Origin of the sequence: Pseudomonas sp. RHF3.3-3, assembly GCF_048069595.1 — a bacterium.
In the GTDB taxonomy this organism is placed as follows: Bacteria; Pseudomonadota; Gammaproteobacteria; order Pseudomonadales; family Pseudomonadaceae; genus Aquipseudomonas; species Aquipseudomonas fuscovaginae_B.
In genome coordinates this window covers 798499-820429 of record NZ_CP182250.1, presented here as the reverse complement: position 1 = coordinate 820429, position 21931 = coordinate 798499, and the positions used below count along the sequence as shown (strand labels likewise).

19 protein-coding genes are annotated in these 21931 nt (G+C 64.1%); 7 read left to right on the top strand and 12 right to left on the bottom strand.

Annotated elements, in window-relative coordinates; translation table 11 throughout:
* Positions 1-19: 19 nt before the first annotated feature.
* From miaA to ACMGT0_RS03600, 5 genes are read right to left on the bottom strand one after another with little or no spacing between them, the layout of a single operon-like run.
* Positions 20-1000: a tRNA (adenosine(37)-N6)-dimethylallyltransferase MiaA gene (miaA, locus tag ACMGT0_RS03620; RefSeq protein ID WP_054059422.1), complete on the bottom strand. Its 981-nt coding sequence runs from the start codon at positions 998-1000 to the stop codon at positions 20-22.
* Positions 1000-2904: a DNA mismatch repair endonuclease MutL gene (gene mutL / locus ACMGT0_RS03615; RefSeq protein ID WP_162491333.1), complete on the bottom strand. Its 1905-nt coding sequence runs from the start codon at positions 2902-2904 to the stop codon at positions 1000-1002. Before mutL ends, miaA begins: the two co-directional genes overlap by 1 nt.
* Positions 2905-2915: 11 nt before the next feature.
* Positions 2916-4355: an N-acetylmuramoyl-L-alanine amidase gene (locus ACMGT0_RS03610; RefSeq protein ID WP_206542421.1), complete on the bottom strand. Its 1440-nt coding sequence runs from the start codon at positions 4353-4355 to the stop codon at positions 2916-2918.
* 3 nt (positions 4356-4358) lie between these two features.
* Complete coding sequence (gene tsaE, locus ACMGT0_RS03605) at positions 4359-4829, bottom strand: tRNA (adenosine(37)-N6)-threonylcarbamoyltransferase complex ATPase subunit type 1 TsaE (RefSeq protein ID WP_416771517.1); 471 nt, start codon at positions 4827-4829, stop codon at positions 4359-4361.
* Positions 4817-5677, bottom strand: a complete 861-nt coding sequence (locus ACMGT0_RS03600; protein WP_054062137.1) for an NAD(P)H-hydrate dehydratase — start codon at positions 5675-5677, stop codon at positions 4817-4819. Before ACMGT0_RS03600 ends, tsaE begins: the two co-directional genes overlap by 13 nt.
* Before the next feature lie 63 nt (positions 5678-5740).
* Between ACMGT0_RS03600 and queG the strand changes: the two genes are divergently transcribed.
* Complete coding sequence (gene queG, locus ACMGT0_RS03595; RefSeq protein WP_416771515.1) at positions 5741-6826, top strand: tRNA epoxyqueuosine(34) reductase QueG; 1086 nt, start codon at positions 5741-5743, stop codon at positions 6824-6826.
* Here the strand turns inward: queG and ACMGT0_RS03590 are convergent.
* Together ACMGT0_RS03590 and orn are read right to left on the bottom strand one after the other, a co-directional pair.
* Entirely contained in the window at positions 6808-7422 is a 615-nt protein-coding gene (locus tag ACMGT0_RS03590; protein WP_192842745.1) for a trimeric intracellular cation channel family protein, read from the bottom strand. The genes queG and ACMGT0_RS03590 overlap by 19 nt on opposite strands.
* 122 nt (positions 7423-7544) lie before the next feature.
* Entirely contained in the window at positions 7545-8087 is a 543-nt protein-coding gene (gene orn / locus ACMGT0_RS03585) for an oligoribonuclease (RefSeq protein ID WP_416771513.1), read from the bottom strand.
* Between the two features lie 110 nt (positions 8088-8197).
* Here orn and rsgA point away from each other — a divergent pair, with 110 nt between their 5' ends.
* Positions 8198-9229 (top strand): small ribosomal subunit biogenesis GTPase RsgA, encoded by a 1032-nt coding sequence (gene rsgA / locus ACMGT0_RS03580; protein ID WP_054059414.1) that lies wholly within the window; start codon positions 8198-8200, stop codon positions 9227-9229.
* A gap of 48 nt (positions 9230-9277) precedes the next feature.
* Here the strand turns inward: rsgA and motB are convergent, their stop codons facing one another.
* Together motB and motA are read right to left on the bottom strand one after the other, a co-directional pair.
* Positions 9278-10324: a flagellar motor protein MotB gene (gene motB, locus ACMGT0_RS03575; RefSeq protein WP_416771510.1), complete on the bottom strand. Its 1047-nt coding sequence runs from the start codon at positions 10322-10324 to the stop codon at positions 9278-9280.
* Between the two features lie 3 nt (positions 10325-10327).
* The gene (gene motA / locus ACMGT0_RS03570) at positions 10328-11179 is read right to left on the bottom strand and encodes a flagellar motor stator protein MotA (protein WP_054059412.1); all 852 of its coding nucleotides are present in this window, start codon (positions 11177-11179) and stop codon (positions 10328-10330) included.
* 207 nt (positions 11180-11386) lie between these two features.
* Here motA and ACMGT0_RS03565 point away from each other — a divergent pair, with 207 nt between their 5' ends.
* From ACMGT0_RS03565 to ACMGT0_RS03550, 4 genes are all read left to right on the top strand, one after another.
* Complete coding sequence (locus tag ACMGT0_RS03565; protein WP_054059411.1) at positions 11387-12928, top strand: HDOD domain-containing protein; 1542 nt, start codon at positions 11387-11389, stop codon at positions 12926-12928.
* 43 nt (positions 12929-12971) lie between these two features.
* The gene (locus ACMGT0_RS03560) at positions 12972-13787 is read left to right on the top strand and encodes a rhodanese-like domain-containing protein (RefSeq protein ID WP_054059410.1); all 816 of its coding nucleotides are present in this window, start codon (positions 12972-12974) and stop codon (positions 13785-13787) included.
* 18 nt (positions 13788-13805) lie between these two features.
* Positions 13806-14669: an archaetidylserine decarboxylase gene (gene asd / locus ACMGT0_RS03555; protein WP_416771507.1), complete on the top strand. Its 864-nt coding sequence runs from the start codon at positions 13806-13808 to the stop codon at positions 14667-14669.
* A 198-nt stretch (positions 14670-14867) separates the two neighbouring features.
* On the top strand, positions 14868-16673 hold the full coding sequence (locus tag ACMGT0_RS03550; protein WP_054059408.1) for a hypothetical protein: 1806 nt from the start codon (positions 14868-14870) through the stop codon (positions 16671-16673).
* Between the two features lie 153 nt (positions 16674-16826).
* On the opposite strand, the gene serB is transcribed toward ACMGT0_RS03550, so the two are convergent.
* Positions 16827-18038 (bottom strand): phosphoserine phosphatase SerB, encoded by a 1212-nt coding sequence (gene serB, locus ACMGT0_RS03545; RefSeq protein ID WP_416771506.1) that lies wholly within the window; start codon positions 18036-18038, stop codon positions 16827-16829.
* 132 nt (positions 18039-18170) lie between these two features.
* Between serB and ACMGT0_RS03540 the strand changes: the two genes are divergently transcribed.
* Positions 18171-19697 carry an AhpA/YtjB family protein gene (locus tag ACMGT0_RS03540; protein ID WP_054062131.1) on the top strand — a complete coding sequence of 509 codons (1527 nt, stop codon included), beginning with the start codon at positions 18171-18173 and terminating at the stop codon, positions 19695-19697.
* A 55-nt stretch (positions 19698-19752) separates the two neighbouring features.
* On the opposite strand, the gene ACMGT0_RS03535 is transcribed toward ACMGT0_RS03540, so the two are convergent.
* Positions 19753-20972, bottom strand: a protein-coding gene (locus ACMGT0_RS03535) for an IS3 family transposase (protein WP_152973122.1) whose coding sequence is annotated in 2 segments (ribosomal slippage) — positions 19753-20624 and positions 20624-20972 — 1221 coding nt in all. Because the reading frame shifts where the segments join, the coding sequence is not laid out codon by codon here.
* A 108-nt stretch (positions 20973-21080) separates the two neighbouring features.
* Positions 21081-21770, bottom strand: coding sequence for a PqiC family protein (locus ACMGT0_RS03530; protein WP_081006017.1), 690 nt, complete (start codon positions 21768-21770; stop codon positions 21081-21083).
* Positions 21771-21931: the final 161 nt, after the last annotated feature.

Genomic DNA, 21931 nt, shown 5'->3' with positions numbered 1-21931 from the left:
AGACGGCATTTACAGGGACTCAGCTCAATATGGAGATGGTCCCGAGGTATTTCAAGGCGCGCGCCAGATTGTCGCAGTCCAGGCTGTCCAGCCAGTGCAGATCAGCCCAACTGCGCAACCAGGTAAACTGGCGTTTGGCCAATTGGCGAGTGGCGATGATACCGCGCTCGCGCATGTCGGCCGCCGTCAGCTTGCCATCCAGGTAATCCCAGACTTGTCTGTAGCCTACAGCACGTATAGACGGCAACCCAACATGCAGGTCACTTCTATTACGCAGGGCTACGACCTCGTCAACGAATCCCTGTTCCAACATTTGTGTGAATCTTTGTGCAATCCGGTCGTGCAATACCTGGCGATTCGCTGGAGCGATGGCCAGATTGGCGACAGTATAGGGTAATTGCGGGCGTCCCGAAGCGGCTGCGTCAGTACTTTGCGCAGATTGTCGCTGTCGGTGGGCCGTCATGCTCAAACCGCTGACCCGATAAACCTCCAGCGCGCGACTCAGACGTTGCGGGTCATTGGGGTGAATCCGCGCCGCCGACTCCGGATCGATGCCTGCCAATTGATCGTGCAGGGCCTGCCAACCAAGGCGTGCAGCTTCTTGCTCGATCTCGGCGCGCACCTGCGGATCGGCCGCGGGCATGTCCGCCAACCCTTCGAGCAAAGCCTTGTAGTAGAGCATTGTACCACCGACCAGCAGGGGGATTTTGCCCCGTGCGGTGATGTCGGCCATGGCCGCCAGGGCATCCTGGCGGAATTCGGCGGCCGAATAGCTCTGGGCCGGGTCGAGAATGTCGATCAGGCGATGCGGGAACTGCGCCAGCAGCTCCTTCGAAGGCTTGGCGGTGCCGATGTCCATGTCCCGGTAAACCAGGGCAGAATCGACACTGATCAGCTCGCAGGGGAGCACCTTGGTCAGTTCGATGGCCAGGTCGGTCTTGCCGGCCGCCGTAGGGCCCATGAGGAAGATCGCCGGCGGAAGGGGTTTTGAAGCTGTCATCAACGTCCGCGCAGGAAAAGTTTGTCCAGGTCATCGAGACCCAGTTGAGTCCAGGTCGGACGACCATGGTTGCATTGGCCGCTCCGCTCGGTATTTTCCATGTCCCGCAGCAGCGCGTTCATTTCCGCCAGTGCGAGCCGCCGGTTGGCCCGCACGGCGCCGTGACAGGCCATGGTCCCGAGCAGTTCGTTCAGGTGCGCCTGGATCCGGTCGCTGGTGCCGTACTCCATCAGGTCCGCCAGCACGTCCTGCACCAACCGGTTCGCCTCGGCCTGCTTGAGCAGGGCCGGGATCTGCCGGATGGCCAGGCTTTCCGGCCCCAGGCGCTGCAGCTCGAAGCCCAGGCGCTGGAACCAGCCCGCGTGCTCTTCGGCACAGTCGGCCTCGCGCTGGCTGAGCGCCAGGGACTCGGGCACCAGCAACGGCTGGCCACTCAGGCCTTCACTGGCCATGGCGATCTTCAGCCGCTCGTACATGATCCGCTCGTGGGCCGCGTGCATATCCACCAGCACCAGGCCCTGGGCATTCTCCGACAGGATGTAGATCCCCTTGAGCTGCGCCAGCGCGTAGCCCAGCGGTGGAACGTCGCCCTGGCCTTCCGGCAGGGCCGGCGCGGCAGCCTCGGGCAAGGGCGCGTAGAACTCGCGATAGACGCTTTGCGCTTCCGCAACGGGCGGCATCTGCGTCGACTGCGGGCGATATTGATACGGGTAGCCGGCCCCCGAACCCGCTCCGGCAGGGGCCGCGGAAGGCGAAAACGGCTGGGACTGTGGCTGCTCCAGCAGGTTGGCCGACAGGCGCATCTCGCCCTGGGGGCCGAATTCGCCGGCCTCAAGACCCGTAGGCCGGACGATGCCGGCGACCGCCGCCGGTGCCGCCAGTTGATCTTCCGGCCGCACATCGCCGAGGGCGCGGTGCAGGGTGCCATAGAGGAAGTCGTGAACCATGCGCCCATCACGGAAGCGCACCTCATGTTTGGTCGGGTGCACGTTGACGTCGACCGCCGCAGGGTCGACCTCGAGGAACAGCACGAAGGTCGGGTGCCGCCCATTGAACAGCACATCGCGATAGGCCTGGCGCACCGCGTGGGCCACCAGCTTGTCACGTACGGCCCGACCGTTGACATAGAAGTACTGCAGGTCAGCCTGGCTGCGGGAGAACGTCGGCAGGCCAACCCACCCCCAGAGATGCAGGCCGTTGCGCTCGACATCGATCGGCAGCGCCTGTTCGAGAAAGCCCGAACCGCAGACAGCCGCCACGCGCCGGGCGCGGGACGCATCGTCATTGGCCTCGTGCAGGGCCAGAATGCCCTTGCCGTTGTGGCGCAAGTGAAAGGCCACATCGAAGCGGGCCAGCGCCAGGCGCTTGATCACTTCCTGCAGGTGATCGAATTCGGTCTTCTCGGCCTTGAGAAACTTGCGGCGGGCCGGAGTATTGAAGAACAGGTCGCGCACTTCCACCGAGGTGCCGACCGGATGGGCCGCCGGCTGGACCCGGGCCTCCATCTCCCGCCCTTCGGTTTCGACCTGCCAGGCCTGATCAGCGTCACGGGTCCGCGAAGTCAGGGTCAGGCGGGCCACGGAACTGATGGACGCCAGGGCCTCGCCACGGAAGCCCAGGCTCATCACCTGTTCAAGGTCTTCCAGGTTGCGGATCTTGCTGGTCGCGTGACGCGCCAGGGCCAGCGGCAACTCATCGGCGGAAATGCCGCTGCCGTCATCACGTACCCGCAGCAGCTTGACCCCGGCCTGTTCGACATCCACGTCGATACGCCGGGCGCCGGAGTCGAGGCTGTTTTCCAGCAGTTCCTTGATGACCGAAGCCGGGCGCTCGACCACTTCACCCGCGGCAATCTGGTTGGCCAGGCGCGGGCTGAGCAGCTCGATACGGGCGCGTTCCTTCAAGACCGACTCACTCATTGCTTGGCCGCCAGTTCGGTGCCGGGAATCGTCAGGGTCTGGCCGACCTTGAGCTCATCGCTGCTGAGGCTGTTGACGCTGCGCAGAGTAGCCACCGACACCTGATAGCGCACAGCGATCATTGCCAGCGTCTCGCCCGGCGCGACGCGATGATCACGCGGCCCCTGGGCGATCTTGCCGGAGTCACGCAACCAGGCGATGTAGGTGCCCGGCGGCGGATTCTGCTGGAAGAACTGACGGATACCGCTGCTGATGGACCGCGCCAGCGCCTGCTGGTGGCTGGTCGAAGCCAGCTTGGAGGCCTCGTTGGAGTTGGAGATGAAGCCGGTTTCCACCAGGATCGAGGGGATATCCGGCGACTTGAGCACCATGAAGCCCGCCTGCTCGACGCGCTGCTTGTGCAGCGGGGTGACCCGGCCGATGTTGTTCAGGACCTTCTGCCCGACGTTCAGGCTGGAGGTCATCGAGGCCGTCATCGACAGGTCGAGCAGCACTCCGGCGAGCATCTTGTCCTTGTCGTCGAGGCTGACATTGCCGGCACCGCCGATCAGGTCGGAACGGTTCTCGCTGTCGGCCAGCCAACGCGCGGTCTCGGAGGTCGCGCCACGATCGGACAGGGCGAACACCGAAGCACCGAACGCAGCCGCCGAAGGCGCGGCGTCGGCGTGGATCGAGACGAACAGGTCAGCGCCTTTCTTGCGGGCGATCTCGGTACGTCCGCGCAGCGGAATGAAGTAATCGCCGGTACGGGTCAGTTCGGCGCGGTAGCCCTTCTGGCCATTGACCTGGCGTTGCAGCTCACGGGCGATCGACAACACCACGTCCTTCTCGTGCTGGCCGCGGGAACCCGAGGCCCCCGGGTCTTCCCCGCCGTGCCCGGCGTCGATCACCACGATGATGTCGCGCTTGCCGGCCGGTGCCGGCGGCAGCTTGATCGCAGGCTCCGCCGGCGTCACCGGAACGGCCGGCAGGGTCGCCACGCTCGGCGCCGGGTTGGAGCTCGGCGTCGGTGTCGGCGCCGCATCGGCCGGGTTGTCGAACAGGTCGACCACCAGGCGGTTGCCGTACTGCGCATTCGGCGCCAGGGTGAAGCTCTTGGGGGTGACCGGTTTCTTCAGGTCGACCACCACCCGCAGGTCGGTCGGGGTACGCTGGGCCGCTCGCACGCTGGTGATCGGCGTATTGGCCGTCGGCACGTTCAGCGGGCTGGCCAGGGTCGCACCATTGATGTCGATCACCAGGCGATCGGGCGCCGTCAGCGTGAAAACGCTGTGCTGGACCGCGCCAGACAGGTCGAATACCAGTCGCGTGTTATCCGGGGCTCGCCACAGTCGAACACTCTTGACCTGTGTCGCCGCCACGGCGTCGACGGTCAGTGCCGCAAGCAACAATCCTGCGACTGCAAGCAACGCGCGAATGCGCATACCAAACCCCATCCTCTATTTGAACTCCAATGCCAAGGCGGCACACCAGGCATCGCCTCGCGATCCCCGGGACAACAGATGCAGCGAACGCCCGCCGCCATGCGGGCTAATGGTAATGGTCAGGTCGGGCTTTGGCAAAAAGCCTGCACCCTTGTCGGCCCACTCGACCAGGCACAGGGCATCGCCTTCGAAATAGTCGCGAATCCCCAGGAATTCGAGCTCTTCCGGATCCACCAGGCGATACAGGTCAAAATGGTAGGCACGAACTTCAGCAAATTCGTACGGTTCGACAAGAGTAAACGTCGGGCTCTTGACCGCACCGGCATGCCCCAGACCGCGAATGATGCCTCGCGACAGCGTGGTCTTGCCGGCGCCCAGATCGCCTTCAAGGAAGATCACCCCGACACCGGCGGTGACTTCGGCAATCTTTCGGCCAAATGCCACCATGCTCTCTTCATCAGGCAATTGAAGGGTTAATTCAGACACGGCGATTGTTCCTCCAACAACTGACGAATAGCTGGAATCAGATCACTGGCCGCCAGCCCACGGCCCTTTTCACCTTGCAACTCGCCGGCGCGGGCATGCAGCCAGACCGCCAGGCAGGCGGCCTCGAAGCCTGCCATGGCCTGGGCACGCAGCGCACCGATCAGGCCGGCGAGCACGTCTCCCAACCCGGCCGTGGCCATTGCCGGATGCCCGCGCTCGCAGAGCGACACCCTTCCATCAGGCGCGGCGACCAGGCTGCCGGCCCCCTTGAGTACGCAGACCGCCTGATATTTCATCGCCAACGCCCGCGCCGCGCCAGGCCGATCGGCCTGCACCTGGGCGGTCGTCAGCCCGAGCAACCGTGCCGCCTCCCCAGGATGCGGAGTGATCACACTGTCGGCAGGCAGGCGTGCCTCGCCATTGGCCAGCAGGTTCAGCGCATCGGCATCCCAGACCTGGGCCACCGCGGTATTCGCTGCGACCGACAACAGGCTGCGGCTCCAGGCGAACCGCCCCAGGCCCGGGCCGACCACCAGCACGCTGGCCTGGCGAAGAACGTCCATCAACTGATTGGCCGACTCGATGCCCAGCACCATCACCTCGGGCAGGCGCGCCAGCGAGGCGGCCACATGCTCCGCACGTGTGGCCAGGGAGACCAGCCCGGCACCGCTGCGCAGGGCCGTCTCGGCACTGAGCAGGATCGCGCCGCCAAAACGCCGGTCCCCGCCGATCAGCAGCACGTGCCCGAACTGGCCCTTGTGGGCGTCCGGTTGACGCGCGGGAAGTCTCGGCAAGGTCGCCGGTGTCAGCGACTGAATATCGGGAAAAGGCGGTTTGGTCTGCGGCATGCGTCGTTCGGCTCTGATGTCTGGCAGAATTATACGCACCAAAGCCTAGGTTTCTCCTGTCTCATGCCTGTAAATAGCGTCGACCTCACCGCCCTCGCCCAATCCATCAAACAATGGGCTCGCGAACTGGGTTTCCAGCAGGTGGGCATCGCAGGCCTGGAACTGGGCGAACACGAGCAGCATCTGCAACGCTGGCTCGATGCCGGCTATCACGGCGACATGGACTACATGGGTGCCCACGGCAGCAAACGCTCGCACCCGGACGAACTGGTGCCGGGCACGCTGCGGGTGGTCTCGCTGCGCATGGACTACCTGCCGGGCGACACCCGGATGGTCCAGTGCCTGGCCGAACCGGAAAAGGCCTACGTCTCGCGCTATGCCCTGGGACGCGATTACCACAAGCTGATCCGCAAACGCCTGCAACAGTTGGCCGAACGCATCCAGCAGGTGATCGGCCCCTTCGGCTACCGCGCCTTCGTCGACAGCGCCCCGGTGCTGGAAAAGGCCATCGCCGAGCAGGCCGGGCTGGGCTGGATCGGCAAGAACACCCTGGTGCTCAATCGCAAGGCGGGCAGCTACTTCTTTCTCGGCGAGCTGTTCGTCGACCTGCCGCTACCGGTGGACGAGCCCCATGCCACGGAACATTGCGGGCGCTGTTCGGCCTGCCTGGATATCTGCCCCACGGCAGCATTCGTCGGACCTTACGTGCTGGATGCCCGGCGCTGCATTTCCTACCTGACCATCGAGCTGAAGACCGCCATTCCGGAGGACCTGCGCCCGCTGATCGGCAACCGGGTGTTCGGTTGCGACGACTGCCAGGTCGTCTGCCCATGGAACCGCTTCGCCCGCCCTACCGTCGAGAGCGACTTCCAACCCCGGCACAACCTGGATAACGCCGGATTGGCGGAGCTGTTTCGCTGGGACGAGGAGACCTTCCTGAAAAACACCGAGGGTTCGCCACTGCGTCGCGCCGGCTACGAACGCTGGCTGCGCAACCTCGCCGTCGGCCTGGGCAATGCGCCGTCGACCATCGCCGTGCTGGAAGCCCTCAACAGCCGACGTGACTACCCTTCCGAGCTGGTCCGGGAACACGTGCAGTGGGCCCTGCGCCAGCACGCCGAACGGGCTGATCAGGCGGCGTCGTTGTAGATGAACTTGGGCATTTCCCAGTGAAAGCGGATCGCCAGAAGACGCAGCAGGAAACCGCCGAACAGCGTGATCAGAATCGCCTGCTCGCTGGGTAGCTGCCAGTAGGTGCAGCCCAGGAAGCACCAGGCTGCGGCGAAGGAGACGCTGGCATAGAGTTCACGACGGAACACCAGCGGGATGTCGTTGCAGAAGATATCCCGCAAGACACCGCCGAACACGCCGGTAATCACCCCGCTGACCGAGGCCACCATCATGCCCTGCCCCATCTCCAGGGCCGTCATGCAGCCGATCAGGGTGAAGGCCACCAGCCCCAGGGCATCGAGCACCAGGAACAGCGAACGCAGATGGCGCATCAGCGGCGCGATGAACACCGTCACCAACGCCGCGACCGAAGTCAGCACCAGGTACTCCGGATGCTTGACCCACGTCAGCGGATAATGCCCCAGCAACACATCGCGCACCGAACCGCCGCCGAGGGCGGTGACGCAGGCGATCAGCACCACGCCGAACCAGTCCATGCCGCGCCGTCCGGCCGACAGCGCGCCCGTCATGGCTTCAGCGGTAATGGCGACGAGGTAGAGCATCAGCAGCATGATGGCGGTCCGGGCAGGAGAAGGCGCGCAGTCTACTCATTTGAGCAGCGCACCAAAAGAGCGCAACCACTGGAGTGCATGCGCCCATGGGGAACACAGCCTGCCATCCAGGCTACGGCAACCGGTCAGAACTTGATGAAGTGCTTGCGGTAGTGCTGCAGCTCGGCGATCGATTCGCGGATGTCGTCCAGCGCCAGGTGGGTACTGCCCTTCTGGAAGCTGTCACGCACTTGCGGCGCCCAACGCGCCGCCAGCTCCTTCAAGGTGGAGACATCCAGGTTGCGGTAGTGGAAATAGCTTTCCAGGGACTTCATGTGACGGGCCAGGAAGCGGCGGTCCTGGCAGATGCTGTTGCCACAGATCGGCGACTTGCCCTTGGGCACCCACTGCTCCAGGAAGGCGATGGTCTGCGCCTCGGCCTCGGCCATGCAGATGCGGCTCTCGCGCACGCGCTGGGTCAGGCCCGAACCGCCATGCTGGCGAGTGTTCCACTCATCCATGCCGGCCAGGATCTCGTCGCTCTGGTGAATGGCGATCACCGGGCCTTCGGCCAGGGTATTGAGATCGCTGTCGGTAACGATGGTGGCCATTTCGATGATGACATCGGTGTCCGGGTTGAGACCGGTCATCTCCAGGTCGATCCAGATCAGGTTCTGTGGATTTTGCATAGCTTGACTCCTCGGCATAGCCGCACAGTTTAGCGCAGGCTGCGCTTGCCGGGCGTGCTAAACTCGCGACCGCTTGACCCTCCCCGACGATTCGACCACACGGAACACCCATGGCCAAACGCCAGCTCAACCGCCGCCAGAACTGGCGCATCGAAAAGATCCAGGGCGAACGCGCCGCACGCGCCGCCAAACGCGAGTCACAGGCCGTGGAAGCCCTGGAGGGCGGTGACCTGGGCCCTGAACAGACAGGCCTGGTGATTGCGCACTTCGGCGTGCAGGTCGAAGTCGAGGCCCTGGAAGGAGAGTTCAAGGGCCAGGTGTTCCGCTGCCACCTGCGGGCCAACCTGCCAGCCCTGGTGACCGGCGACCAGGTGGTCTGGCGCCCGGGCAACCAGGGCATCGGCGTGATCGTCGCGCAACTGCCACGCACAACCGAGCTCAAGCGCCCGGACAGCCGCGGCCAGCTCAAGCCGGTGGCCGCCAACGTCGACATGATCGTGATCGTCTTCGCGCCGTTGCCCGAACCCCACGCCAACCTGATCGACCGCTATCTGGTGGCCGCCGAGCACGCCGGCATCCGCCCGCTGCTGCTGCTGAACAAGTTCGACCTGATCGACGAGCACAACGCCCCGGCCCTGAATGCGCTGCTGGCGGTCTACCGGCAACTGGGTTATCCGCTGCTGGAAGTGTCGGCCCACCACGGCAACGGCATGGAGCAGTTGCAACGGCAACTGGACGGGCGCATCAGCGTGTTCGTCGGCCAGTCCGGGGTCGGCAAGTCCTCGCTGGTCAACAGCCTGCTGCCCGAGGTGGAAACCCGCGTCGGCCCGCTGTCCGAGCTGTCCGGCCAGGGCACCCACACCACCACCACGGCGCGCCTGTTCCACTTCCCCGGCGGCGGCGAACTGATCGACTCCCCGGGTATTCGCGAATTCGGCCTGGGCCACGTCAGCCGCGCCGATGTCGAGGCCGGCTTCATCGAGTTCAACGACCTGCTCGGTACCTGCCGCTTCCGCGACTGCAAGCACGATCGCGAGCCCGGCTGCGCCCTGCTCAAGGCCCTGGAAGACGGGCGTATCCAGCAGCAGCGGATGAACAGCTACCGCTCGATCATCGCCAGCCTGCCGCAAGACAGCTATTGAAATGACAGAAACGACAAGGCCGCGATCATCGCGGCCTTGTCGTCTGGCTCAGGAGCCGGTTCTGGGCTTGCCCGTCTCGTCCATCTTCAATACACCATCCTCGAAGATGTTCAAGCGTTGCCGCACCTCGTGGGCGGGCAGCGGCTGCTTGTCCGCCGGCAGCGCATTCGGGTCGGCCGGGGCCGCATTCGAGGCGCCAGGCGCGCCGGGAACCGGTGCCGCGCCATCCGGCTTGGCCTCGTCCGCGCCCTGCTCGCCCTCAATGGCTTTCTGGGCCTTCTTGGTCAGCACCACGATGTCGATGCGGCGGTTGACCGGGTTGAACGGATCGGCCTTGTCGAACAGCGCCGACGAGGCATAACCCACCACCCGCGCCACTTGCGAGTCCGGATAACGGCCAGCCACCAGTGCACGGCGCGCGGCGTTGGCGCGGTTGGCCGACAGCTCCCAGTTGCCGAAGTCGCCGGTGCCGGCGTACGGCTTGGCATCGGTATGGCCGCTGATGCTGATCTTGTTCGGCACCGCCTTGATGGTGTCGGCCATCGCCAGCAGGATGTCCTCGAAGTAAGGCTTCAGGCGCGCACTGCCGGAGTCGAACATCGGCCGGTTTTCCGCGTCCATGATCTGGATGCGCAAGCCGTCCGGGGTGATTTCGAACAGGATCTGGTCCTTGAACTTCTGCAACTGCGGGCTTTCGTCGACCTTGTTCTGCAACTCCTGCAGCAGCAGTTCCAGGCGCTCCTTCTCGACCTGTTCGGCCATGCCCTCCACCTGCTCGGTGTCGACCGTGACCTTGTCCGGTTGCGGCTGGGACTTCACTTCCGGGTTGAGGGTCTTGTCCGGCGCCAGCGTCGGGGAACCGCCCAGGTCGATGATGTAGGGCGTACCGCTCTCGGAAAAACCGATCGGGTCCTTGAAGTAGCCGGCGATGGCGATCTTCTGCTCCGGGGTCGCGGTGGACAGCAGCCACAACACCAGGAAGAAGGCCATCATCGCCGTCGCGAAGTCGGCAAAGGCGATTTTCCAGGCACCGCCATGGTGCCCGCCGCCAAGGCGCTTGACGCGCTTGATGATGATCGGCTGATTGTTCTCCATGACTCAGCGACCGCGAACCGCTTGTTCCAGCTCGGCGAAGCTCGGCCGATGCTTCGGATAGAGCACCTTGCGCCCGAATTCCACTGCCAGCGAAGGCGGCATGCCGGAGGCCGAGGCCACCAGGGAGGCCTTGATCGCCTCGTAGACGTTCAGTTCTTCCTTGGCATCGTGGGCCAGGGATTGCGCCAGCGGACCGAAGAAGCCATAGGCGGCGAGAATACCGAAGAAGGTCCCCACCAGTGCCGCACCCACGTGCAGACCGATGGACTTCTGGTCGCCATCGCCCAGGGAGGCCATGGTCACCACGATCCCCAATACCGCCGCGACGATACCGAAGCCGGGCATGCCGTCGGCCACGCCGGTGACGGCATGGGATGGATGCTCGAGTTCTTCCTTCATGCTCAGCAGTTCCATGTCGAACAGGCCTTCCAGCTCATGGGGAGCCATGTTGCCCGAGGACATGATGCGCAGGTAGTCGCAGATGAACGCGGTCATGCGCTCATCCTTCAGAACGGCGGGGTACTTGGCGAAGATCGGGCTGGCCGCGGCATCCTCGATGTCACCCTCGATCGCCATCATGCCTTCACGACGGCTCTTGTTGAGGATCTCGTAGATCAGGCCGAGCACTTCCATATAGAAGGTGTGGCTGAAGCGCGAGCCGAACATGCTCAGGGATTTCTTGACCACGTGCATGGTCATGTAGCCGGGGTTGGACTGCAGGAAAGCACCCAGCGCCGCACCACCGATGATCAAGACCTCGAAGGGCTGGATCAGCGCCGCAATCTTGCCGTGGGAGAGCACGTACCCGCCGAGCACGCTCGCGAATACGACAATGATGCCGATGATTTTAGCCATAGAATGAGAGTACTTGTTGAGTCGGGTTCAAGGTCATATTCGGAAGTTAGTAAATCTCTTCTTCTACTTATCGGCGAAACTGCGCCAGACTATAGCCAGTTCAGGCGAAAAGCCAGAAAACCGGCAGTGCATGGCCTCGGCGGCAGGACCAGCGCAGCGCCGTCAGGCCCGTTCCGGGCGCATTAATGGTGATGATCGCGCTTAATCATGACGAATCAAACGGCTGTGTCCAGTGCAAGACCGAACACCCTGCAAGGCTGGACCAGGCTGTTGCAGGGCGTTCGCCTGCCCGTCCCGCAGGACAGCCACGACCGCGTCTGCCGGGCCATCCGCGACAGCCGCAGCTCGCTGCGCGACATCGCCGAGCTGATGCAGGATAGCCCGGCCCTGGCGCTGAGCGTGATCTGCGAAGCCAACCATCACACCCACGGCAGCATGACCGAGCCGGCCGAAAACCTCGAGATCGCGATCAATCGCCTCGGTCTGAAACGTACCGAGGAGTTGCTCGAGCGCCTGCCCGCACGACTGCCCGAAGACATTCCGATCGCCCTGCGCCAGTTGCAACTGATCAGCCAGCATGCCAGCCAGCAGGCCAACGGCCTGTTTGCCGCCCGCCTGGCCCGGCTCTGGCAGGATATCCACTGGGGCAGCCTGCTGTTCCTGGCCCCCCTGTGGCCACTGGCACTGACCCACCCCAGGCTGCTCGAAACCTGGGAACTGCGGGTGCTGCACAAGCACGAGCCCGCCGCCAGGGTCGAACGGGAGCTGTTCGGCGTGCGCCTGCTGGAGCTGTGCCAGGCCATGGCCGAGTTCTGGCGCCTGCCAGTGTGGGTGACCCAGGGTTATCAAACGCTGCTCAACGAACGCAAGACCCTCGCCCAGGCACTGCATATCGCCCGCGACAATGAGAGCCCCCTGCACCAGCAACAGCAACTGGATGCCGACCCGGAACTGCGCCGCTGGCTGAACCAGCCCGCCAACACCGTATTGCTGGCCAACGGCCTGGCCGTGGCGGCGCAACAGGCCTGGGACAGCCCGCACTGCCTGCGCTGGCAGTACCTGTCGAGCCTGTACCTGCAGCAGCCGATGAACGAGTTGCAGCAACAGATCCACCAGCAGGCGGCCCAGAGCGCCAACCAGCATTCGATGCAGGACCTGTGGCACCCGGCCGAGGCTCTGATCTGGCCGTGGCATGTGCGCCGCGTGCATGCCGACCTGTTGCCGGCCGCCGCCCCTGACGCCGCGGCGATGGGGCTCTGGCGCAGGCACTGCGCACAACTGCTGGCCGAACCCAGCCGTTTCACCAACGCCATGCACCTGACCACCGTGGCCCGCGACGCCCTGGCGGCCTGCGGCCTGCGCCGGGTGATGATCCTGATGACCGACCGCAGCCGCAGCGCACTGCGGGTGCACCAGACCGCCGGCCTTCCCGCCGAGGCGAGCAATCTGATCCTGCAGGTGGCCCAGAGCACGCTGCTGCAACGACTGATGAAGCAGCCCGCGCAGATTCGCCTGTCGCCAGAAAACGCTCGCCAGTTCCAGGCACTGCTGCCCAACAGCCTGCGGGCGCAATTCCTTCCCGGCGAACACCTGCTGTTGCGCTCGCTGAGCAACAACGGTCGGGTGGTGATGGTGATCCTGGCCGACCAGGCGGGCGTGCCGTTTTCGGAGATCACCGTGCAAGCCTTCGGCAAAACCATGCAATGTATCGAAAAGGCGCTGCACGCCTTTACCAACCGCAGCGCCTGAAGCTTGCGCTACAATCCTCCCCTTTGCGTCCAGGAGAACCCACATGCCTGACTTCTCTGGCTTGCCGCTGGTGATCGAGCCCAGCGACCTGCTGCCGCGCCTCGACACCCCCGGGCTGATCCTGGTGGACCTGACCAGCAGCGCCCGCTACGGCGCGGGGCATATCCCCGGCGCACGTTTCGTCGACCCCAAGCGTACCCAGTTGGGCCAGCCACCGGCTCCGGGGCTGATGCCACCGCAAGAGGCGCTCGAAGCCCTGTTCGGCGAACTGGGCCACAACCCGGACGCGGTCTACGTGGTCTACGACGATGAAGGCGGCGGCTGGGCCGGCCGTTTCATCTGGCTGCTGGATGTCATCGGCCACACCCGCTACCACTACCTCGACGGCGGCCTGCTGGCGTGGCTGGACGAAGGCCTGCCGGTGTCCGAGGACATCCCGGCGGTTGCCGGCGGCCCGGTTGCCCTGACCCTGCACGACGAACCGACCGCCACCCGCGATTACCTGCAGTCGCGCCTGGGCGCGCCCGACCTGGCGATCTGGGACGCCCGCGGCCCATTGGAGTATTCCGGCGAGAAGGTGCTGGCCGCCAAGGGCGGACACATTCCAGGCGCAGTCAACTTCGAATGGACCGCCGGCATGGACAAGGCGCGCAGCCTGCGCATCCGCAAGGATATGCCGGCAATCCTCGACAGCCTGGGCATCACTCCCGACAAGGAAGTGATCACCCATTGCCAGACCCACCACCGCTCCGGCTTCACCTATCTGGTGGCCAAGGCGCTCGGTTATCCGCGCGTCAAGGGTTATGCCGGCTCCTGGGGCGAATGGGGCAACCACCCCGACACCCCTGTAGAGATTTGAGATTCCCAAGGACCCTTGATGAAAAAGAGTTTGTTCATCCTCAGCCAGTACCTGCTGCCTCACCACCTGCTGTCGCGCCTGGCCGGCTGCATCGCCGAATGCCGGGTGCGCTGGTTCAAGAACGCCTTCACCGCCTGGTTCGCCAAGCGCTACCAGGTGGACATGTCCCAGGCGCTGGTTGAAGACCTGACCGCCTACGAGCATTTCAATGCCTTCTTCACCCGCGCCCTGAAAGACGGCGCGCGACCGCTCGACCCGACCCCGGGGGCGATCCTCTGCCCGGCCGACGGCGCCGTCAGCCAGCTCGGCCCGATCGAGCACGGCCGGATCTTCCAGGCCAAGGGCCACAGCTTCAGCGCCCTCGAGTTGCTGGGCGGCGATGCCGCACTGGCCGCGCCGTTCATGGGCGGCGAGTTCGCCACGATCTACCTGTCGCCCAAGGACTATCATCGGGTCCACATGCCGCTGGCCGGCACCCTGCGCGAAATGGTCTACGTGCCAGGCCGTCTGTTCTCGGTCAACCAGAGCACCGCCGAGAACGTACCGGAACTGTTCGCCCGCAACGAGCGCGTCGTCTGCCTGTTCGACACCGAGCGCGGGCCGATGGCCGTGGTGCTGGTGGGCGCGATGATCGTCGCCTCGGTGGAAACCGTCTGGGCCGGCCTGGTCACGCCCCCCAAGCGCGAACTCAAGACGTTCCGCTACGATGAAGCGGCCCGTGCGCCGATCCATCTGGAAAAGGGCGCCGAACTCGGGCGCTTCAAGCTGGGTTCGACCGCCATCGTTCTGTTCGGTCCGGACCAGGTGAAATGGGCCGAAGGCCTGGCAGCCGGTTCGACGGTGGCCATGGGCCAGGGCCTGGGCTTGCCCAAGGACGCCTGATAGGCTGGTGACCTCGCGGTCCGACGCCGCTCGAACCCGCGAGGTCATGCCACGGACAATCGGTCGCAATCTGAGCCGACCACCAACGATGCACCTGTACCGTATTGCTGTTAGAGTCGTGGCATTATATTGCCACCAATTTTTTGTCACCTTGCCGATGGACGATGCACGTTTTCCTTGCTGGAGCTGGCCCGTTAGATGAGCAATCCAAGCCCCCATCTGTTGTTGCGCGCGCCAACACCCACGCAGTCGAGCCTGTCATTCTGCGATGGCACACCGCGTGATCTGAGACGCTGGATCGCCGAACTGCCAAAAGCCAACCTCGGTGAGACCGCGCGCCTGCTGTATCAGGGGCTGGCCGAACTCAACCAGTTGCTCACCCCCAGCGAAAACCGCCTGCAGTTGCTCGAACTGATACGCCCCGAGGTGTATTACGTCTGCAAGCACCTGGAGCGGCATTTCCTCAACCAGTCCGTCGTACTCGATGAGCGTCCACGCAAGGTCGCCAACCTCTGCCAGGCTTTGCAGAATCACCTGGCCATCGGCTACAAGCAGATCGCGATGCGTGTCGCGTCCAGGTTCAGCAAGGAACGCGCCGGGCTGCTGACCATGGCCTTGCAGCGTGCCCTGCACTGCCTCAATGGCCCGCTGGTCCGGGCCAGCCAGTTGTACTGCCCGGTGCCGGAAGGCCTGTGGCTCGAAGTGCACCAGTTGTACCAGGTCGCCATTGCCCATCAACTGCAGCACAACCCGGTCCGTGACGAACTGGCCAGCCAGACCCCGTCACTGACCATCGAGCAGACCTACATTGTCGCGCTGCTGCTGGGTTGCTCACGCTGCAACCAGATGCGCCAGAACAATATCGCCCGGCTGGCGGAAGTCCTCGAGCCCTGGAGCACGCTGGTCAAGCTGCAGGATGCCGGCCTGGCATCGAGCCTGTTCGCCGTTGCCCCACAGGCCGATGCACCGCCACGCTACACCTCGCTGTTCGCCGCCGAGCAACAGCCCGGTCTGATGGGCATCAACACCCTGAGTCTGGTCGAGGCCATGAAGGAATACCTCGACCTGCCCGTCGAGCAGCGCAGCCACTCGCGCCTGCTGGTGCCCAGTGGCCTGAGCCTGGACACCCTGCAGCACCTTTGCGCGGCCTGGGGCGAATCAGCCGAACGGAGTTTCCAGCGCACACCGGGACAGGGCTCCCTCACGCTGTGCATCGGCATGAGTGCCCTGCATTTCTACCTGGGCGGGCAACGTTCCTTCAGCGAGCTTCTCAAGAGCCCGACCGCCAGTCGCGCCGCGCATTTCACCGCGCAACTGGCCAACAGCAGCCAGAAGGACAGCTGGACCCTGGCTTTCGATGCCGAACGCCAGGGCAGCGCCGACACATTGCTGCCCTACGAGGAAATCCAGTATCACCCGACGGAAGCCGAGATCAGCCAGGCGGCGGCCAACAGCGCCGAGGATTTCCCGACCTTCAGCCTGCAAATCATCAACCACAGCCCTGGCGGTTACTGCCTGGCCTGGCCGCGGGAAGTCCCCAGCCAACTGCAGGCGGGCGAACTGGTGGGCATTCAGGATGCGACGTCCCAGGGCTGGAGCGTCGCGGTGGTACGCTGGATTCGCCAGGTGCGCAGCGGCGGTACGCAGATGGGCATCGAACTGATCGCCCCCCATGCCCAGCCATGCGGCCTGCAACTGGTACGCAACAGCGAGGAAAACAGCCAGTACCTGCGCGCCCTGCTGCTGCCGGAAATCAGCGCCATCGGCGTGCCCGCCACCTTGCTGGCACCGCGCCTGCCGTTCCAGGAAGGTCACAAGGTGATGATCAACACCCATGGCGAGGAGCGTCGCGCCGGGCTGAATAACCGAAAGGCCAGTACCGGCAGTTTCAACCAGTTCGAATATCGACTGTTCGAACAGCCGGCAACGGTCAGGAACGAGACCTCGGGAGCCGGCGTAGCGGGCCCAGAGGAAGATTTCGGCTCACTGTGGAAAACGCTCTAGAAGAGCACCGCCTGCAGCAGCGGCGGTTCGGCGATCCGACGTTCCCGCGAAGGCGCCCTAATGGGCGCTGAAAGCTTCGCGGGCAAGCCCTGCGCCTGCAAGCCCGGTATCAGGTGCCTGGGCACATGAACCCGCCCGGGCAAGGACAGGCCATCAGTTGCGGCCGTGACGGTCCTGCATGCCCAGCAGATACAGCACCCCATCCAGGCCAAGGGTCGAAATGGCCTGCCTGGCCGATTGCTTGACCAGCGGCTTGGCCCGGAACGCCACACCCAGGCCGGCGATCGCCAGCATCGGCAGGTCGTTGGCACCATCCCCCACCGCAATGGTCTGCTCCAGGCTCAGGCCTTCCTTGCCGGCCAGTTCACGCAGCAGGTCGGCCTTGCGCTGGGCATCGACGATCGGCTCGATCGCGACACCGGTGCACTGGCCGTCGACCACTTCCAGCTCGTTGGCGAAGACGTAGTCGATCCCCAGCCTGGCCTGCAACTGCCGGGCGAAGTAGGTGAAACCGCCGGACAGGATCGCGGTCTTGTAGCCCAGGCGCTTGAGTTCGGCAAACAGGACTTCGGCGCCTTCGGTCAGACGCAGCGAGGCGCCGATCGAGTCCAGCACGCTGACATCCAACCCCTTGAGCAGCGCCAGGCGCTCCTTGAAACTGGCGCGAAAATCCAGCTCGCCGGCCATCGCCCGCTCGGTGATCGCCGACACCTGCTCGCCCACGCCGGCGGCCTTGGCCAGCTCGTCGATGACTTCGGCCTCGATCAGCGTGGAGTCCATGTCGAATACCGCCAGGCGCCGGTTGCGACGGAACAGCGAATCCTCCTGGAAGGCCACGTCGATGTTCAGCTCCTGGGCCAGGCCCAGGAATTCGGCGCGCAAGGCCTGCGGGTCGGCCGCCGCACCCTGTACCGAGAACTCGATACAGGCCTTGCTCAATGCAGTCGGAACGTCCAGCGGCAGACGCGCCGACAGGCGGTCGATACGTTCGATGTTCAGGCCGTGGCGCGCAGTGATCGCACTGACCCGCTGCACCTGCTCGGCAGTGACCTTGCGGCTCAGCAGGGTGACGATATGCCGATCCTGGCCCTCGCTGGCGACCCAGCGCCGGTAGTCGTCTTCCGAGACCGCCGTGAAGCGCACCTGCTGCTCCAGGCCATCGGCCGTGGACCGCACCTGCTGCAGCACCGGCGACTGCTCGCCGCCGGGTACCTCGACCAGGATGCCGAACGACAGGGTGTCGTGGATAACCGCCTGACCGATGTCGAGAATGTTCACACCACCTTGCGCCAGCACGCCGGTAATGGCTGCGGTGAGACCCGGACGGTCGCCACCGGTGATGTTAATCAGGACGATTTCGCGCAAAGCGCACCCCCGTTCGTTAAAAAAGTCGCATTCTACCCACTTTCAGTGACCATCGGCACCGCCAGCGCTTTGCCGGTCTAGGGCCTCTCGCTATACTGCGCGTCAACTTCACGGACAAAAGAGCCGCGCTCAGTGAACCGGCCCACGCCAGTCAAAACCGATAACTTCTTCCTGCTGATCTTCCGGGCATTGCGTCACCGCCGGGTACCGATTGCACTGCGTATTGCCAGCCACAACGTGATTCTCGTCGCGCTGGCGCTGGTGATCTACGCCTGCGTGATGGGGCTGCAGTTCAAGGAAGCCATGCACCAGCAGGCCGACGCCCTTGGCCAGAGCCTGACCACCCAGACCGCCACCTCGGCGACCGAGCTGCTGGTGTCCAACGACATCCTCAGCCTCAACGTGCTGCTCAACAACCTGACGAAGAACCCGCTGGTGGCCCATGCGGCGATCTACAGCGTCGACAACCGGATCCTCGCCGAAGCCGGCCAGCGCCCGAAAAGCGGCCTGCTGGGCGAGACCGAAGGCGTCTACCAGACCAAGATCACCTTCCAGGACGTGACTGCCGGCAACCTGCGGATCAGCCTGGACATGGCCCAGTTCCAGCAGCCGATGACCATCAGCCTGCAAAGCATGGGCATCCTCAGCGCCATCCTGCTGGCCCTGGCCCTGGCCCTGAGCCTGCGTCTGGGTCGGCATATCTCGACGCCGCTGCTGCAATTGCGGGTCTGGTTGCGGGACATGGACGAACACACCCCGGCCACCCGGCGTCAGGATGAGATCGGCGACCTCGCCCGCCAGTTGCATTCGCGCTTTGCCCCGGTGAAACCGGAGCCCGAGCCGGAGCCGGAAATCGACTACGACGACTACGAGGAAGAAGCGCCGGCCGGGCAGAGTTTCCAGGTGCGCAACCTGCGTGATCCGAGCTTCGACAGCGGCGCAGCCGCGCCCGCCAGACCGACGGCCCGCCCTGCGCCACGCAACAGCGTGGACGACGAACTGGACGACGAGGAAGACCCGTTCGCCGATCTGCGCGAGGGCCCGCAGGGCACCGCCGCGGCGAAACCGGTGGTTCCCGCACAGCCCCAGCACAGCGCGGTGCTTGCCGTGCAACTGGGTGCCCAGGACCAATTGCGCCGCCTGCCAAAGGCTCGCCTGACCGAACTGCTGGAGCGCTATCGCGACTGTCTGGACCAGGCCGCCTCGCTGTACCAGAGCGAACTGCACACCCTCAACGATGGCAGCACGCTGATGCTGTTCCACACCGAGGACAGCGGCGACGACTACCTGACCAACGCCATCTGCTGCGGCGAACTGCTCAGGGCCCTGGGCCACCAGTTGCAGATCGAAGTCGCCGACAGCGGCATCACCCTGCAACTGCAGTTGGGCCTGACCCTTGGCGAAGAACTGTTCGGCGTCAGCCAGATCGACCTGCTGCTGACCGAAACCGCCCAGGACGCCCTGGCGCTGTCGCAACACAGCCGCAACCTGCTGCTGGTGGAGCGGCAGATCAGCGACGATCCGCTGATTCGCCAGCGTGCCCGTATCCGCCCGATCGCCAGCCCCGAAGGCGCCTGCTGCGTCGAGCGACTGATGGAGCCCTATCCATCGATGCTGGAACGCCAGCTGGCCCGGATGCACGAGAGCAGCGGCAAGTAATCGCCATGTCTAGTCCTGAAATAGGTTTACACCTGTTCAGGTAGGCCCACAGGCCTCAAAACGCCCGATGCACCGCATCGGGCGTTTTGTTTTTCAGGGCCATATGAGGCCGTTCTGTGTTGTAGATCTGCACTGCCTCATCGACCATCTTCCTCGCCTGCTCCAGATTTTCTGGGTTGCTCAACAGCAACTCTGTTTTGAGGATTCCGTTGATGCGCTCAGCAAGTGCGTTTTGGTAGCAGTCATATCCGTCAGTCATCGAGCACTGAACTCCGTGCCGTTGATGAAGTGACTGGTACAGCGCCGAACAGTACTGGATGCCTCGGTCCGAGTGATGAACTAAGGGCTGACGACGACGCCGCTTGCGTAGGGCCTGTCTAAAGGCCTGGGCAACAGACTCCGCATGCAAACCTTCATGCACATGGTGCCCGACAATCTTTCTGGAATACGCATCCGTCACCAGACTTAGGTACAGTGGACCGCTACTAGCGGGCAGGTAAGTAATGTCCGCCACCCAGACGTGCTCCGGCCCTCCAGGGACCACCTGATTCGGGCCTGGCTTGAGTAGATTGGGATGCCGGTAGAAGCGGTGAAAGCTTTGCGTTGTCTTGTGGTACGCCCGCTTGGGCAACACCAGCAAGCGGTGCTCTCCCAAGACCTGAAATAGTCGGTCTCGGCCAATTCGGACCCGCCTATCCGGCTGGCAATGCAGCAGATAGTGCAGCTTCCTTGTACCCAGTCGTGGCTGACGCATCCGGACCTTTTGAACAAACTCAACGACCCGATCTGCCTGGTGTGCTTTGCTGTCAGCCGCTCGATTTCGCTTGTAGTAAGCCTGCCGGCTAATCCCCAGAAACCGACAAGTCCTGGCAATGCTCAGTCCTGCGACCTGACCTTGCGAGAGGACTTGCCGGATCGCTTTTTTACGACCGACACACCGTAGTCATTCTTCAGGACATCAACGACTTTCTCAAAGAACTGAGCCTTCTGGCTCATCAGCTCAAGCTGCTGCTCAAGCTCTTTGATCCGCTGCTCTGGAGTAAGCGTCTTGGGATCGGACATCACGCAGCTCCTCTCGGCTCGGATTGAGGCCCCCTGGCTCCAATCCTGCCGACCATGCTTACGCAACCATACCAGAACCGTCGACCGCCCCTGGATGCCATACCGCGCTTGGGCCTGCTTGTAGGTCAGCTCGCCTTTTTCGATCTGATCGACAACCGCCAATTTAAAAGACAGCGAGTAATCTCGCTGTGTGCGCTTTACACCTTGCTCCATCTGATTCTCCGGGATTTCGGGATGGAAGGTGTAAACCTTATTCAGGACGGGACACCATCCACAAAAAAGCCCGCAACGAATGCGGGCTTTTTGTTATCCGGCGTGGCCTCAGAAGCGGAACACTTCCATATCCGTGCGGATCGGCGTGGCCATCGGGATCTTCGGTTTCTGCGGTTCGGCCTGCTTGGTCGGGGCCGATGTGGCTGGCGGCTTGCTCCGCACTTCGGCAACCGGCGGCTGGTTGGCCAGTGGCTTGAGGGCCACACTCAACTGCTCGGCCAGACGCTGCAGCAACTCTCCCTGGGCCTGGACCTGGGCCGCCGAAGAACCGGCATGCTGCTGCTCCAGGTGCACGATACGGTTGTCCCGCACCTGGCCACGCCGATCCAGCAGGCGCCATTGGGCATCGAGGATCGCCGGCTGCTTGGTGCCGGAGTCCAGGCGGGTGATCGACAGCAGCACCTGCACATCCGGTGTCGCGCCAGCCGTCGCCGGCGACAGCACGACCCGCTGGCTGTCCAGCCGCCAGGCCAGTTGCCGGACCAGCAACTGGTTGATGTCCGAAGACAGGCTACCCGCCCAGCGGCCGTCGGTTGCCGCCGTCAGGCTGCCGTCGGGCTGACGTTGCAGCAGGGTTTCGCGTTGCAGGTAGTCGGCCAGGGTGACAGGGCCCAGTACCACGAACATGCCCGCGCTTTGTTGAGGTTGGCCCGGCGTGCCACTGTCCAGCTGATATAAGGAAACCGGCTTGTTAACGCTGCAGCCGGCCAAACCGAGCACGCCGGTGAGCAGCAACATTAAAGGAAGGCGCAGAACAGTCATCATCCCATCCAGGTGGCCACCGTGAGGCACGCCACAGTCTGATCCAGAAAATTCGTCCGGGCGCTCCGCCATGCGGCCGCCCAAGAGGCGCATATCATCCGTGAATATGCGCCGTTACTCCAGTGTTGCGGCGTCTA

Bases quoted from the DNA above. Each gene is read 5' to 3' on its own strand.
- asd (WP_416771507.1), top strand. From the start codon at position 13,806: ATGAAAAAGAGTTTGTTCATCCTCAGCCAGTACCTGCTGCCTCACCAC.
- queG (WP_416771515.1), top strand. From the start codon at position 5,741: ATGCCTGTAAATAGCGTCGACCTCACCGCCCTCGCCCAATCCATCAAA.
- ACMGT0_RS03560 (WP_054059410.1), top strand. From the start codon at position 12,972: ATGCCTGACTTCTCTGGCTTGCCGCTGGTGATCGAGCCCAGCGACCTG.
- miaA (WP_054059422.1), bottom strand. From the start codon at position 1,000: ATGACAGCTTCAAAACCCCTTCCGCCGGCGATCTTCCTCATGGGCCCT.
- orn (WP_416771513.1), bottom strand. From the start codon at position 8,087: ATGCAAAATCCACAGAACCTGATCTGGATCGACCTGGAGATGACCGGT.
- ACMGT0_RS03565 (WP_054059411.1), top strand. From the start codon at position 11,387: ATGACGAATCAAACGGCTGTGTCCAGTGCAAGACCGAACACCCTGCAA.
- ACMGT0_RS03550 (WP_054059408.1), top strand. From the start codon at position 14,868: ATGAGCAATCCAAGCCCCCATCTGTTGTTGCGCGCGCCAACACCCACG.
- ACMGT0_RS03600 (WP_054062137.1), bottom strand. From the start codon at position 5,677: ATGCCGCAGACCAAACCGCCTTTTCCCGATATTCAGTCGCTGACACCG.
- rsgA (WP_054059414.1), top strand. From the start codon at position 8,198: ATGGCCAAACGCCAGCTCAACCGCCGCCAGAACTGGCGCATCGAAAAG.
- motB (WP_416771510.1), bottom strand. From the start codon at position 10,324: ATGGAGAACAATCAGCCGATCATCATCAAGCGCGTCAAGCGCCTTGGC.
- ACMGT0_RS03610 (WP_206542421.1), bottom strand. From the start codon at position 4,355: ATGGGGTTTGGTATGCGCATTCGCGCGTTGCTTGCAGTCGCAGGATTG.
- motA (WP_054059412.1), bottom strand. From the start codon at position 11,179: ATGGCTAAAATCATCGGCATCATTGTCGTATTCGCGAGCGTGCTCGGC.
- ACMGT0_RS03530 (WP_081006017.1), bottom strand. From the start codon at position 21,770: ATGTTGCTGCTCACCGGCGTGCTCGGTTTGGCCGGCTGCAGCGTTAAC.